We start from the raw sequence: 12,599 nt of genomic DNA on the forward strand, positions 1-12,599 counted from the left end.
ATAAGACCTCACTACCGTCATTCCCGCGAAAGCGGGAATCCAGGGACGTTCGCGGCGCCAGAGTCGATAGGTTCCCGCTTTCGCGGGAACGACGATGAAGCGGCGTAGTACTGCCAATCCAACGGCCGCGCGTCGGCGTGCGGTCGCGCTAGCGTTCGATCCAGTCGCGCAGCGCGGACAGGTGCTCGGCCGAGACGGTGAGGAAACGCAGGCCGGCCAGCGACTGGCCGGGCGTGTGCGCCGCGCCGGTCCACAGCAGGTGCGCGCCGACGTCGATATCGGTCTCCCGGCCGGTGGAGCCGACCGGCAGCGAGAACTGCAGCTGGTACAGCGCATCCTCGCGTACCGGCGTGTCGGCCACCAGCAGCATGCCGGCCTCGGACAGGTTGCCGACGCGGCCGACCAGCTGGCCGGTCATGGTGTCGGTGACGGCGATGGCGCCGTCGGGGCTGCGGCGCTGGGCGCGGCGCGCTTCGGTGATGCTCATGCGGCCTCCATGCCGGCCAGGTCGCGCAGCTTGGCCAGGGCGGCCTGCCAGGCCCGGTCGAGCAGGCTGCCGTGCTCCTCGCTGACCGGGCGCGCCTGGTCGATGGCCATCAGCCGCGCCACGCTATCCAGCGTGTGCTCGCCGACCTTCTGCCCGCGCGCGCTGACGAACAGCGCGTGGCCGCTGGTCGGGTTGTACCAGGACAGGCGCAGCCGGCGCAGGTCGCCCTGCTGGTTCTGCACGAATTCGAACCAGGTGCCGAACGGCAGCCGCCGCAGCGATTCGTAGCTGGCCTGTTCGGCCGGCGAGCGCGGCAGCGGCGCGGGCCGGCGCGGGGCGACCTGCGCGGCGGCGGCGACCTTGGCCTGCAGCTTCAGCGCCGGCTCGCCGGGCAGCTCGGGCTCGGGCGCGTTGGCCAGGCGCCGGGCGATCACCGCGGCCTCGTCGCTGTGGTAGCCGACCTTGACCAGCGCCTGCTCGATCTGCGTCGGCAGCGCGGGCTCGGGCGTGTCCTGCCCGGTCACCGCATCGGCGATGCGCGTGGTCAGCGCGCAGACTTCCTGCCATTCGTCCGAGTCATCGCCGTGGCGCAGGCGGATCAGGGTCAGCACGTCGGCCCAGGCCTGCGACAGCAGGGCCTGCACGAAGGGCGGGATTGGCCGCGCGCCCAGGGCCTGGTCGATGCTGTCGGCGGCGGCGGTCTTGGCGTTCTCCAGGCGGTCGCGCCCGCGCGCGGCCTCCACCAGCCGGCGTTCGGCCACCTCGGCCTTGCGCGCGGCCGTCTGGAAGTGGTCCTGCACGTCGCGGTGGGCCTGGGCGAACACGGCCTCGTCGCCGGTGTATTCGGTCAGCACCTTGGACACGGCCGCCTTGAGCTTGGCCAGCAGGACCGGGTCGGTGTCGTCCTCGCCCAGCCAGTTGGCGCCGGACTCGGCCACGGCATTGAGCAGTTCGCGAGCCGGATGCTGCGGGCTCAGGAAGAAGGCGCGGTCGTTCAGCGCGGCCTGCACCACCGGCACCTGTAGCTGGCCGAGCAGGTCCGAGGCCGGGCCGCGGCGGACCTCGCGGCCGATCTGCCGATACAGCAGGTCCAGCAGTTCGAAGGTGTCGGCATCCTCGCGCGTCAGCTCGGCCTGCGGGCCGTGCAGGCGGCGCAGGCCGGCCAGGACGCGCTCGCGGATGTCCTCCAGCGCCAGCGGCGTGCTCGGCACCTGGCCCTGCGCGACCTGCAGCTGCAGGGTCTGCAGCGTGCTGAGCACGTGCGCGGTGGGCAGCGACGCCTCGCTGGCCGCGCCGAAGCCGCCCGTGTGCGGTGCGCCGACCGAGGGTGGGGCGGCGTTGGCGCCGCCCGCAACTGGGCCCGCCGAGGCGGTGGGCGACAGGGGCGCGGGGTGCGAGGCGCCGGGCTTCATCCAGGCCGGCAGCAGGCCGGCGTCCTTGGCCGCCGGCGGGGGCGCGCTGGCGCGGGCGTGGCTGGCCGAGAGCAGCCGCTGCAGCGAGGCGAAGCTCACCACCGGCGCGGTCGAACGCCGGGCCTGACCGGGGCGGACCCAGCCGGGCAGCTCCACCGGCGGTAGGCCGGTCTTGGATGCCGGCGGGGCCGGTGCGGGCTCGGACGCGCTGCGTGCGGCCGGCGTGCGGGCGCGCTGCGGGGCGAACACCAGCCCCGGCAGCACGCCCTGGCGGCCGAGGGTCTGGGCGATCTGTTCGAGCAGCTCGCCATAGCCGGACATCACGTGCTGCTCGAACAGGCGGTACAACTGCAGCTGGGAGGTCAGGTCCACCTCCAGCGTGGCCGCGCCCACGCGCAGGGCCTGGCACAGCGAGTGCGGCGACAGCGGCTGGCGCGCCTCGTCCAGCGCCGGGCTGCCGGCCAGCACCCCGAAGCGCTGGGACAGCAGGTGCAGCGCCTGCTGGTGGCGATGGCTGTGGCGGCGCGCGATCTCCTCCAGGACGATGTTCTGGTCGATGACCGCGTCCTCGACCAGGGTCAACAGCGCGGGCGGTTGTTCGACGGCCTGAGGGAGCTGGGGCGGACTGCGCAGGGTGGCCAGCTCGGCCTCCAGCCGCGCCAGCAGCGCCGGCAGGACCTTGGCCCGGTCGCGGCGCAGGTGCTGCAGGTGCGACAGGTAGCTGGTCTGCGTCTCGTTGCTGCGGGCGCGGTTGGCGCTGAGGAACAGCTCCTGCTCCAGCGCGTCCAGGCTGGATTCCACGCCCAGGAACAGCGCCTGCTGCAGCTGGGCCAGCAAGGCCTCCAGGATCCGGCGCACGCGCACGGGCAACGCGGCCGAAGCCAGCGTGTCGGTGGCGGTCAAGATCGGTGAAGCAGCCCCTGGAGCGACCATCGGGTTCCCGTGCGGTCATGCGCTTTGCGGCGGTTTTGTAACACAACGCCATCGAAGGCCGACAATGGCCGCACTGCGAGGGGTCTTGGCCTGGCCGGTGGGATGCGCCGCAGCCGGTCATCGCGGCGCTGAGTTCTGCGCCTCGTGGGAGCCGCCCTTGTGGCCTTTTCGGCCAATGGCGGCGATGAGGCTCTACCGGGAAAGCCCCATCGCCGCAATGGCGGCTCCCACCTGTAGAGCGGAGCTTGCTCCGCTGCTCTTCGTTCGGTTGGTGGGGAAGGCCCCAGCGGAGCAAGCTCCGCTCTACAAGGAGGCCGCGGCTTGATCCGAGAGACAGATGCTCCCACCAAGCGACAGCGCGCGCGATGGGGACGCGCGAAGGCGGTGCGCCTAGCCTTCCAGAAACAGCGCCATCACGTCGTTGGCGAAGCGCAGCCCCAGCGGCGTGGGCACCACGCGCCCGTCCTCGACCTGCAGCCAGCCGTTGGCCTGCGCCTGGGCCAGCGGCGTGGCCAGATGCGCGGCCGGCAGCCCGGTGCGCACCTGGAAGTCGCGCAGGGCGAAGCCTTCCTTGAGCCGCAGCAGGTTGAGCATGTATTCGAACGGACGCCGCGCCGGGGCGATCTCGTCGTCGCCGCCGATGCCGGCCGGCGTGCCGGCGCTGGCCAGATACGTGGTCGGATGCTTGACCTTCCAGCGGCGCAGGATGCTCTGCCCCGCGCCTGAGCTGATCTTGCCGTGCGCGCCGGCGCCGATGCCCAGATAGTCGCCGTAGCGCCAGTAGTTGAGGTTGTGCGCGCACTGCCGTCCCGGGCGGGCGTAGGCGCTGACCTCGTAGTGCGCATAGCCGGCGCCGGCCAGCGCCGCCTGGCAGGCCTCCTGCATGTCGTAGGCGTCGTCCTCCTCCGGGATGCCCTGCGGCGGCCGGGCGAAGAACACCGTGTTGGGCTCCAGCGTGAGCTGGTAATGCGACACGTGCGCCGGCTGCAGGGCGAAGGCGCGCTCCAGATCGTGCAGCGCCATCGCCAGCGACTGGCCGGGCAGGGCGTACATCAGGTCCAGGTTGAGATTGTGCAGGCCGGCGTCCTGGGCCAGCTTGACCGCGTGCTCGGCCTGGGCGCTGTCGTGGATGCGGCCCAGCCGCTGCAGGCAGCCATCGTCGAAGCTCTGGATGCCGAAGCTCAGCCGGTTCACGCCGGCGGCGCGATAGGCGCCGAAGCGATCGTGTTCGGCCGTGCCCGGGTTGGTCTCCAGGGTCACCTCGCACTCGGGCGCGAAGCGCAGCCGGGCGCTGGCCGCCTGCAGGAAGCGGTCGATGTGCTCGGCCGGGAACAGGCTGGGCGTGCCGCCGCCGAAGAACACGCTGTGGATCGTGCGGCCCCAGACCAGTGGCAGGTCCTGGTCCAGGTCGCGGATCAGCGCGTCGATGTAGGCATCGAAGGGCAGCGTGCCGCTGCCCTGGTGCGAGTTGAAGTCGCAGTACGGGCACTTGCGCACGCACCAGGGCAGATGCACGTAGAGCGACAGCGGCGGCGGGATCAGCTTCACGTCCGCGGGCTGGGCCGCGTGCAGCGGATCGAACAGCCGCGCGTCATCGGGCCGGGCGTCGGCGGAATCGACAGGGGGTGCCACGGGAAGCATCGGATCGGGCCAGGCTCGCCGGTATCAGAACAGCGTGGTCAAACGCTGGCCGAGCGCTTCCAGCGCGCGGGCGCGATGGCTCAGCCGGTTCTTCAGCGCGGTGTCCATCTCGGCCGCGGTCAGGCCGTGGTCAGGATCCAGGAACAGCGGGTTGTAGCCGAAGCCGCCGTTGCCGCGCAGCTCACGGGTGATCTGGCCTTCCCACGCGCCCTCGGCGATCAGCGGCTGCGGATCCTCGGGATGACGCAGCAGCACGATCACCGCGTAGAAGCGCGCGCGACGCTGGTCGTCGGGCACGTCCCGCATCGCCTCGAGCAGCTTGGCGTTGTTGGCCGCGTCATCGGTGGGCTGGCCGGCGTAGCGCGCGCTGTACAGGCCGGGCGCGCCGCCCAGCGCATCGACGATCAGGCCGGAGTCGTCGGCCAGCGCCGGCAGCCCGGTGACCGCGGCGGCGTGGCGCGCCTTGATCAGGGCGTTCTCGACGAAGGTCAGGCCGGTCTCGGGCACGTCCTCCACGCCGAGCCGCTTCTGCGGTACCACCTCGTAGGGCAGGTGCGCCAGCATCGCGGCGAATTCGTCCAGCTTGCCGGCATTGCCGCTGGCCAGGACAAGGCGCTTGATCATTTCGGCTCCAGCAGATCCCAGGTGTTGCCATACAGGTCGCGGAACACCGCGACGGTGGCGTAGGCCTCCTCGCGCGGGTGCTCCAGGAATTCCACGCCGGCCGCGGTCATGGCGGCGTGGTCGCGCCAGAAGTCGTCGGTGTGCAGGAAGAAGCCCACGCGCCCGCCGGTCTGGTCGCCGATGCGCTGGCGCTGTTGCTCGTCGCTCGCACGGGCCAGCAGCAGGGCCGCGGCGCGCTGGTTGCTCGGGCCGACCACCACCCAGCGCTTGTGGCCCTGGTCGAGGTCTTCGAGCAGGGCGAAGCCCAGCTTGCCGGTGTACCAGGCGATCGCCTCGTCGTAGTCGGCCACCACCAGCGTGGTCAGGGCGATGCGTCGGGTCACGGCTGGGCGAGCGCGTCGCGCTGGGCCTGCACCAGCTGGGCGATGCCGGCCTGGGCCAGGCCGAGCAGCGCGTCCATCTCCTCGCGGCGGAAGGCATGGCCCTCGGCCGTGCCCTGCACCTCGATGAAGCCGCCGCCGTCGTTCATCACCACGTTCATGTCGGTGTCGCAGTCGCTGTCCTCGGCATAGTCCAGGTCCAGCACCGGCACGCCCTTGTAGATGCCCACCGACACCGCGGCGATCGCGCCGAAGATCGGGTCGCGCTTGATCTCGCGCCGCGCCTTCAGCCCGTTGATCGCATCGACCAGGGCCACGTAGGCGCCGGTGATGGCCGCCGTGCGCGTGCCGCCATCGGCCTGCAGCACGTCGCAGTCCAGGGTGATGGTGCGTTCGCCCAGCGCGCCGCGGTCCACGCAGGCACGCAGCGCACGGCCGATCAGGCGCTGGATCTCCAGCGTGCGCCCGCCCTGCTTGCCGCGCGCGGCCTCGCGGTCCGAGCGGGTATGCGTGGAGCGCGGCAGCATGCCGTATTCGGCCGTCACCCAGCCCTCGCCCTTGCCGCGCAGGAAGGCCGGCACCTTGTTGTCCACCGAGGCGGTGCACAGCACGCGCGTGTCGCCGAAGGACACCAGCACCGAGCCCTCGGCATGGCGGGTGAAACCGCGCTGGATGGACACGGGGCGGAGCTGGTCGGCGGTGCGACCACTGGGGCGGGAAAACGTCATGCGTGGGATGCCTGCTTGAGGAGGGGCGGCGATCTGGAGACCGGCCGGCCAGGCACCCTAGGGTACCATCCACGCCCTCTTCGCCCTTCGGAAAAGCCCCGCCGTGATCCGTTCCATGACCGCCTACGCCACCGTCGAACAGCCCGTGGACGGCGGCGCGCTCAGCGCCGAACTGCGTGCGGTCAACCACCGGTTCCTGGAACTGAGCCTGCGCCTGCCCGACGAGCTGCGCGCGCTCGAGCCGGCGCTGCGCGAGCGCGTGGCCGCGCGCGTGGGCCGCGGCAAGCTGGATCTGGTGCTGCGCCTGCGCACCGCCGAAGGCGAGGGCGGCCTGCACCTGGACCAGGGCATGGTCGATGACCTGGCGGCGGTGAACGCGCAGCTGGCCGCGCGCTTTCCCGGGCTGCGCACCAGCCTGACCGAGCTGCTGCAGTTCCCCGGCGTGCTGCGCAGCCGGGCGCTCGATGCCGAGGCGCTGCAGGCGGCCGCGCTGGCGCTGCTGGAACGGCTGCTGGACCAGTTCGTCGATGCCCGCGAGCGCGAAGGCGGCAAGCTCGCCCAGGCCATCGCCGAACGCGTGGACGCCATCGCCGCGCGCGCGGCCGAAGCCCGCACGCTGATCCCGCAGATCCGCGCCGGCCAGCGCCAGAAGCTGGAGGCGCGCCTGGCCGAGCTGGCCCAGCCGGCCGACCCGGGCCGCCTGGAACAGGAACTGGTGCTGTCCCTGCAGAAGCTGGACGTGGACGAGGAACTGGACCGCCTGGACAGCCACATCAAGGAAATCCGCCGCGTACTCAAGGGCGAGGCGGCCGTCGGCCGGCGCCTGGACTTCCTGCTGCAGGAGTTCAACCGCGAGGCCAACACCCTGGGCTCCAAGTCGGTGGACGTGCGCACCACCAACATCGCCGTCGAGCTCAAGGTGCTGATCGACCAGATCCGCGAGCAGGTGCAGAACCTGGAGTAACCCGCGCCGCTGCGCCGGCCGCGCTCAGGGCAGGAAGAATTCCACCGGCACGACCACCCGTACCGGATCGCCGGGCAGGTCCGCCGGCGGTGGCGGCAGGGGATCGGCGCGCTGCACGGTGGCCAGCGCTTCGGCGTCCAGCGTGTCGCGGCCGCTGCCCTGGACCACGTGGACCTCGCTGGCATGGCCGCGACGATCCACCGCGAAGCCCACCTGCACCACGCCCTCCTGGCGGCGCCGTTGCGCCGTGCGCGGATAGCGCTTGTAGCGCTGCAGATGGCCCAGCAGCTGCGCCTGCCAGGTGACGTGCGCCTGCGCCGTCGCGCCGGCGAGCGACTGCGCGGCGGCGTAGGCGTCGGCAGCGGGCGCGGCGATGCTGGGCGGTGCGCTGGCCTGCGCGGCGGCCTGATCCGACGTCGCGTCCTCGTGTTGCGCGGGCGTGGGCGCAGGCTGCGTCTGCGGCTGTGCGGGCGCCTGCGCGACGGGCGCCGGCGGCGGTGTCGGACGCGCCGGCGGCGCGGCGCGCGCGGAGGCTTGGCGCGCGCGCTGTGTCGGGCCGGGGGGCAGCTCGCTCGGCGCGGCTGGCGGCGCGCGCGGCGCCGGCGCCAGTTCCAGCATCAGCGCCTGGGGCGGTGCGGCCGGCGGCGGCAGCGGCGTACGCGCCGGCCAGGCCAGCAGCGCGACGATCACCAGCGCATGCGCCGCCAGCACCAGGCCCAGGCTCAGCAGCCAGCGGCGCAGCGCCGGCGCCGGTGCGTCCACGCTCATCGCGCCGACGGCTCCACCGCGACCAGCGCGACCTTCAGATACCCCGCCGTGCGCAGCGCGTCCATGGTCCGCATCAGGTCGGCGTAGGCCACCGTGCGGTCCGCGCGCAGGAAGATGCGGCGCTCGCGCTCGCCGCCGCTGCGCCGGTCGAGCGCGGCCTGCAGCGCCTGCGCGGCGATCGGCGCATCGTCCAGGCGCAGGCGCAGGTCCGCGCCCAGGCTCAGGTAGATCGGGTCGCGCTCGCGCGCGCTGGGTTCGGCCGTGCTGGCAGGCAGCTCGACCGGCACGTCCACCGTCGCCAGCGGCGCGGCGACCATGAACACGATCAACAGCACCAGCATCACGTCGATCAGCGGGGTGACGTTGATCGCATGCTGTTCCTCCGGTGCATCGTCTGGCTCGCGTGCGGTGCGGATCGCCATGGCCGGCCTCACCGCGCGTCGCTGTCGGCCGCCGCGGGCAGGGCGGCATGGCGGCGGTCCAGATCGCGCGACACCAGTTGCTGCACGCCGGCCGACAGATCACCCATGCACTGGCGCAATCCCGCCAGGTGGCGCGCGAGATGGTTGTAGATCACCACCGCCGGAATCGCCGCCACCAGGCCCAGCGCCGTGGCCAGCAGCGCCTCGGCGATGCCCGGGGCCACCACCGCCAGACTGGTGGTATTGGCGCGGGCGATGCCGACGAAGCTGTTCATGATGCCCCACACCGTGCCGAACAGGCCCACGAACGGCGCCGTCGCGCCGATGCTGGCCAGCAGCCCGATGCCGGTTCGCCACTGTCGCGCGTAGTCCAGTTCCACCCGTTCCAGGCGCGAGGCCAGTCGCTCCTTGATGCCGTTGGCGTCATCTAGATCGGCCGACTGCCTCAGCTCGGCGCGCGCCTCGTGCAGGAGCGCGCGGGCCGGGTGCGCGCCCAGCGCCAGATGCGCCTCGGCCTCGATCAGCTGCTGCGACCGGCGCAAGGCCTCGCGCGCGGCGCGCAGCGCGCGTGCCTGTCGCGTCAGCTCCCGGCGCTTGGCCAGCAGCACCGTCCAGGTCGCCACCGAGGCGATGGCCAGGCCGACCATCACCGCCTGCACCACCAGATCGGCGTGCAGGAACATCTGCCAGGCGTTGAGATCGGATGGCAGAGGAGGGGCGGTCGAGGCAAGGACGGCAGGCATGGGCGTCTCCGGGACGTCGTCGAAGCGGGTAGGGATTGCGGGAGGCTCATCGCGGCGGCGGCGCGTCGCGTGGCGCCGGGCGAGTCAGCACGAAGGCGGCGCTGGCGGCGATCAGTGCGCCGACGCCCAGCGCCAGCGCCGCGCGTGGATGCGCGCCGCAGCAGAACACCAGATAGCCCAGCGCCATGCCGCTGACGGCCAGGCACTTGCCACGGCGGCTGATCGCGCCCTGCTCGCGCCACAGGCGCAGCGTCGCGCCATAGCGCGGATGCGACAGCAGCCAGGCTTCCAGCCGCGGCGAGGAGCGCGAGAAGCAGTACGCCGCCAGGATCAGGAAGATGGTGGTCGGCATCACCGGCAGCAGCGCGCCGATCAGGCCCAGCGCCAGCATCAGCAGGCCCAGGCCGCACCACAGCGCGCGGCTCACGCGCGCCGCCGCCCGCGCGGGTGCCGCGGCTTCACTGTGCCGCCACCGGCAGATGCAGGTCGACGTAGGCCTGCACCTGCGCGAAGGCCGCGCGCGCGGCCTCGATCACCGCCTGCTCCTGCTCGGCATCCAGGGCGACCCGATCCAGCGCCGCGGTGAACTGGCGCCAATGCCGTGCGCGCCCCTCTTCCGCGCCGGCCAGATGCCGCGCGCCGAACTGCGCGTGCAGTTCCAGTCGCGCCGCCAGCTTGGCCAGGATCGCCGCGCCCAGGTTGGATCCCTCGGCCACGTACAGCCAGCCCAGCGCGTCGACCTGCCGGGGGTAATAGCCGTCAGGGCGCGGCGCGGTCGCCGCATCGGCCGGCAGCGTGCCGCCCAGGTCGTGCAGATCGGCGACGATCAGCGGCAGCCGCCGGCGCTGGGCCAGATCGGGCACCACGCTGGCCAGCACCGGGCTGGCGTAGACGCTCTCCATGTCGCAGTGGAAGCGGTACTGCACCTGCAGGAAGCGGGTGTAGCGGTCGCGCGAGGCGAACGGCTGGGCGGCCATGATGCACTGGTCCAGGCGCGCATGCGCCTGTTGTGTGGCGGCCTTCAGCCGCTGGGCGCGGCTGGTGGGAGTGAGCGGGTCGGTCATGGCATCGGGGTTCGGTGGGGGGAAGGTCGGGTGCGCCGCGCGCGGATCGGGATGCGACGGCGCCGTCACAGCGCACGCTCCAGCTTCAGGCTGACCGTGTTGCGCTGGTAGCTGTACAGCCAGTCCACGTCGCTGCCGACGCGGTTGTGGCGCAGCGTCAGCAGCGGCGTGAAGCGGGCGATGGCCAGCCGTGGCGCGCGCAGCACCAGGGTGTAACCCTGTTCGGTGTCGTGGCGGCGTGCGCCCAGCGCCGCGCTGTAGGCGCCGTAGTCGCGCCAGCGGTAGGAGGCGAACAGCGCCGCGCTGACGCCCGCCGGCCACTGCAGCGAACCGCCCAGGCGCACGCCGCGCTGCACATACGCCTCGGTGTCGCGCACCGCGGCGCTGCCGCTGACGTCGACGCCGGCGAACACCGTCCAGCGCGCATCCAGGCTGCGGAAATAGGTGGCATAGGCGCTGCGCACGACCGCGTCGTAGCTGGCGGCGTATTCGCGGCGGCGATAGCGCAGGTCCTTCCAGTCGCCCTCCAGCTTGAGCAGCGCGCGCGGCGACAGCGTCCAGCTCCACTCCGCATGCGCGCCCCAGGCGCCGTACAGCGCCCGGTTGCCCAGCGCGTAGTAGTCGAAGGAGGGCGCCAGCGCCAGGCTGTGGCGTCCGCTGCGATAGCTGTAGCCGGCTTGGGTGAAGGCGGTGAGCTCGTTGTAGGCGCTGTTGTCGCGGTAGCCCTGACCGAACAGCAGCGCGCGCGCATACAGGCCGTGGTGGCCGCGCAGCGGCAGGCGGCGTTCGGCGCTGGCGTCGTAATCCAGGCCGAAGGCGGTGATCGCCTCGGGTGTGCTGCGGCTGAAGTAGCAGCGCCCTTCCAGCGACAGCAGGCAGATCGAGCTGGCCGAAGTGCGGTTGACGTTGTCGCTCCAGGCCGGGCCGAGCGCGACGGTGCCGTTCCATCCGCGGCGGTTGGCCAGCGCCTGGCGGAAGCCGGCGACGCTGTTGCGCACGCCTTCGGTCTTGGGATCGCCGGCGTCGAGCGAGGCGGCGATGGCGGCGAAGGCCTGCTCGGCTTCGCGGTCCTGCTGGTCCTCGAACAGCACGCGCGCCAGCTCCAGGCGTCCGGGCAGGAAGTCGGGTTTCAGCGCCAACAGCGCGCGGTACTCGCGCTCGGCGTCGCGGTAGCGGCCGTCGTTGCGCGCGACCGCGCCCTGCGCGTAGTGCACCAGCAACGGATCGCGATCGGGCAGGGTCAGGTATTCGGCGAGAAAGCGCTGCACCGCCGGCCACTGCCGGTGCTGCAGCGACAGGTACAGGGCGCGGCCGACGTCGTTGGCGGTCGGCGCGACCACGTAGGACTTGCCATCGATGACGATGGACGGGCGTTGGCCTTCGCCGTGTTCCTGCAGCAGCGTGCGTTCGCGCTCGATGGCCTGGCGCTGGTCGCGCTGCTCGAGCATGCGCCGGGTGTCGTCCTGCGACTGGGCCATGGCCACGGAAGTGGCGGCCAGCCACGGGCATGCCGACAGCGCGGCGAGCGCGAGGGCGCGGCGTCGGCGCGCGAAGAAGGGGCAAGGCATTGACGGATCGGTGCGAAAGCGGAGCAGGACTGGCATCGTCGCGGCGTGTCCTGCTCGGGTGCGGATCGAAAACTTGGACGTACCAGGCAGGCTTACTGCTTGGCGCCGCCGAAGGCGGTGTCGTACTTCACCCCGGCGAAGTCGGCGATGCCGGCCAGCGCGGACTGGTTGGCATAGAACTGCCCGGAGACCGCGCCACCGGACGCGACCACGCTGCCGGACTGGCGTGCGGTGGCGGTGGTGCCTGAGATGCTGGCGTCGCTGTTGATGGTGGCTGCGCCGATGTTGACCGCGAAGCCGGCACTGTTCTGGATCGAGCCGGTCAGGCGGCCGGTGCCGAAGTTGGCGGTGAAGGTGCCGGTCAACTGGTTGCCCACGCTGTAGTCGTTGAGGCCGACCACGCTGTAGCTGGCGGTGCCGGAGGTGGGCACGCTGGTGTCCGGATTGGCGCCGACGAAGTACACGGTGTGGGTGTCCAGGCCTTCGGCGTTGTCCTTGCGCGAGTACCACTCGCCGAACCACACGTCCTGGCTGCCGACCTGGGAGAAGGCGAACACGCCCAGGTTGTCATGGCTGCTCGGCGCGCCGCTGTAGGGGAAGTTCAGCACCTTGACCGAACCGACGCCGCCGTACAGCGACAGGCCCTGGAAATCCACCGGCTTGTCCAGCCCGGTCGAGTTCACCGCGATGCCGGCCAGGCCGGCGTGGTGCGGTCCGCCGTTGACGGTGGACTCGCCGACCTTGGCGTAGCCCTCGTTGCTCGACTTGCCAGCGAATGTCGCCGCCTGCGCGCTGCCCAGCACACCGGCGATGGCCAGCCCCAGCAGTGCGGCGTAAGTGTGTTTCATGTTCATGCGATGGATCC

14 protein-coding genes are annotated in these 12,599 nt (G+C 72.1%); 1 reads left to right on the top strand and 13 read right to left on the bottom strand.

Annotation, left to right across the window (positions count from 1 at the left end; translation table 11 throughout):
- Positions 1-148: 148 nt before the first annotated feature.
- From EAT51_RS08875 to rph, 6 genes are all read right to left on the bottom strand, one after another.
- On the bottom strand, positions 149-487 hold the full coding sequence (locus EAT51_RS08875) for a PilZ domain-containing protein (RefSeq protein ID WP_130517082.1): 339 nt from the start codon (positions 485-487) through the stop codon (positions 149-151).
- Entirely contained in the window at positions 484-2,802 is a 2,319-nt protein-coding gene (locus EAT51_RS08880) for a DUF1631 domain-containing protein (RefSeq protein WP_165421943.1), read from the bottom strand. Before EAT51_RS08880 ends, EAT51_RS08875 begins: the two co-directional genes overlap by 4 nt.
- A gap of 420 nt (positions 2,803-3,222) precedes the next feature.
- Positions 3,223-4,416, bottom strand: a complete 1,194-nt coding sequence (hemW, locus tag EAT51_RS08885) for a radical SAM family heme chaperone HemW (RefSeq protein WP_228257883.1) — start codon at positions 4,414-4,416, stop codon at positions 3,223-3,225.
- Positions 4,417-4,497: 81 nt separating this feature from the next.
- Positions 4,498-5,094, bottom strand: a complete 597-nt coding sequence (rdgB, locus tag EAT51_RS08890) for an RdgB/HAM1 family non-canonical purine NTP pyrophosphatase (protein WP_165421949.1) — start codon at positions 5,092-5,094, stop codon at positions 4,498-4,500.
- Positions 5,094-5,480, bottom strand: a complete 387-nt coding sequence (locus EAT51_RS08895; protein WP_130517088.1) for a VOC family protein — start codon at positions 5,478-5,480, stop codon at positions 5,094-5,096. Before EAT51_RS08895 ends, rdgB begins: the two co-directional genes overlap by 1 nt.
- Positions 5,477-6,205 carry a ribonuclease PH gene (gene rph, locus EAT51_RS08900; protein WP_130517090.1) on the bottom strand — a complete coding sequence of 243 codons (729 nt, stop codon included), beginning with the start codon at positions 6,203-6,205 and terminating at the stop codon, positions 5,477-5,479. The genes EAT51_RS08895 and rph overlap by 4 nt, the downstream gene beginning before the upstream one ends.
- A 103-nt stretch (positions 6,206-6,308) precedes the next feature.
- Between rph and EAT51_RS08905 the strand changes: the two genes are divergently transcribed.
- Positions 6,309-7,169, top strand: coding sequence for a YicC/YloC family endoribonuclease (locus EAT51_RS08905; protein WP_130517092.1), 861 nt, complete (start codon positions 6,309-6,311; stop codon positions 7,167-7,169).
- Between the two features lie 24 nt (positions 7,170-7,193).
- Here EAT51_RS08905 and EAT51_RS08910 read toward each other — a convergent pair whose 3' ends face one another.
- The 7 genes from EAT51_RS08910 to EAT51_RS08940 all read right to left on the bottom strand — a co-directional run bounded on the left by EAT51_RS08910 (position 7,194) and on the right by EAT51_RS08940 (position 12,588).
- Positions 7,194-7,937 (bottom strand): energy transducer TonB, encoded by a 744-nt coding sequence (locus EAT51_RS08910; protein WP_130517094.1) that lies wholly within the window; start codon positions 7,935-7,937, stop codon positions 7,194-7,196.
- Positions 7,934-8,359 carry a TonB system transport protein ExbD gene (exbD, locus tag EAT51_RS08915; RefSeq protein ID WP_130517096.1) on the bottom strand — a complete coding sequence of 142 codons (426 nt, stop codon included), beginning with the start codon at positions 8,357-8,359 and terminating at the stop codon, positions 7,934-7,936. The genes EAT51_RS08910 and exbD overlap by 4 nt, the downstream gene beginning before the upstream one ends.
- An 8-nt stretch (positions 8,360-8,367) precedes the next feature.
- Complete coding sequence (gene exbB / locus EAT51_RS08920; protein ID WP_228257864.1) at positions 8,368-9,102, bottom strand: tonB-system energizer ExbB; 735 nt, start codon at positions 9,100-9,102, stop codon at positions 8,368-8,370.
- Positions 9,103-9,148: 46 nt separating this feature from the next.
- Positions 9,149-9,529, bottom strand: coding sequence for a YbaN family protein (locus EAT51_RS08925; RefSeq protein ID WP_130517098.1), 381 nt, complete (start codon positions 9,527-9,529; stop codon positions 9,149-9,151).
- A gap of 31 nt (positions 9,530-9,560) precedes the next feature.
- Entirely contained in the window at positions 9,561-10,166 is a 606-nt protein-coding gene (locus tag EAT51_RS08930; protein ID WP_130517100.1) for a biliverdin-producing heme oxygenase, read from the bottom strand.
- Between the two features lie 65 nt (positions 10,167-10,231).
- On the bottom strand, positions 10,232-11,644 hold the full coding sequence (locus tag EAT51_RS08935) for a surface lipoprotein assembly modifier (protein WP_130517643.1): 1,413 nt from the start codon (positions 11,642-11,644) through the stop codon (positions 10,232-10,234).
- Between the two features lie 182 nt (positions 11,645-11,826).
- The gene (locus tag EAT51_RS08940; RefSeq protein ID WP_130517101.1) at positions 11,827-12,588 is read right to left on the bottom strand and encodes a Slam-dependent surface lipoprotein; all 762 of its coding nucleotides are present in this window, start codon (positions 12,586-12,588) and stop codon (positions 11,827-11,829) included.
- Positions 12,589-12,599: the final 11 nt, after the last annotated feature.

It is taken from the genome of Pseudoxanthomonas winnipegensis (genome assembly GCF_004283755.1).
In the GTDB taxonomy this organism is placed as follows: domain Bacteria; phylum Pseudomonadota; class Gammaproteobacteria; order Xanthomonadales; family Xanthomonadaceae; genus Pseudoxanthomonas_A; species Pseudoxanthomonas_A winnipegensis.

Coding starts and splice junctions, on each gene's coding strand:
- rph (WP_130517090.1), bottom strand. CDS start 6,205: ATGACGTTTTCCCGCCCCAGTGGTCGCACCGCCGACCAGCTCCGCCCC.
- EAT51_RS08935 (WP_130517643.1), bottom strand. CDS start 11,644: ATGGCCCAGTCGCAGGACGACACCCGGCGCATGCTCGAGCAGCGCGAC.
- EAT51_RS08875 (WP_130517082.1), bottom strand. CDS start 487: ATGAGCATCACCGAAGCGCGCCGCGCCCAGCGCCGCAGCCCCGACGGC.
- EAT51_RS08940 (WP_130517101.1), bottom strand. CDS start 12,588: ATGAACATGAAACACACTTACGCCGCACTGCTGGGGCTGGCCATCGCC.
- exbB (WP_228257864.1), bottom strand. CDS start 9,102: ATGCCTGCCGTCCTTGCCTCGACCGCCCCTCCTCTGCCATCCGATCTC.
- exbD (WP_130517096.1), bottom strand. CDS start 8,359: ATGGCGATCCGCACCGCACGCGAGCCAGACGATGCACCGGAGGAACAG.
- EAT51_RS08930 (WP_130517100.1), bottom strand. CDS start 10,166: ATGACCGACCCGCTCACTCCCACCAGCCGCGCCCAGCGGCTGAAGGCC.
- EAT51_RS08910 (WP_130517094.1), bottom strand. CDS start 7,937: ATGAGCGTGGACGCACCGGCGCCGGCGCTGCGCCGCTGGCTGCTGAGC.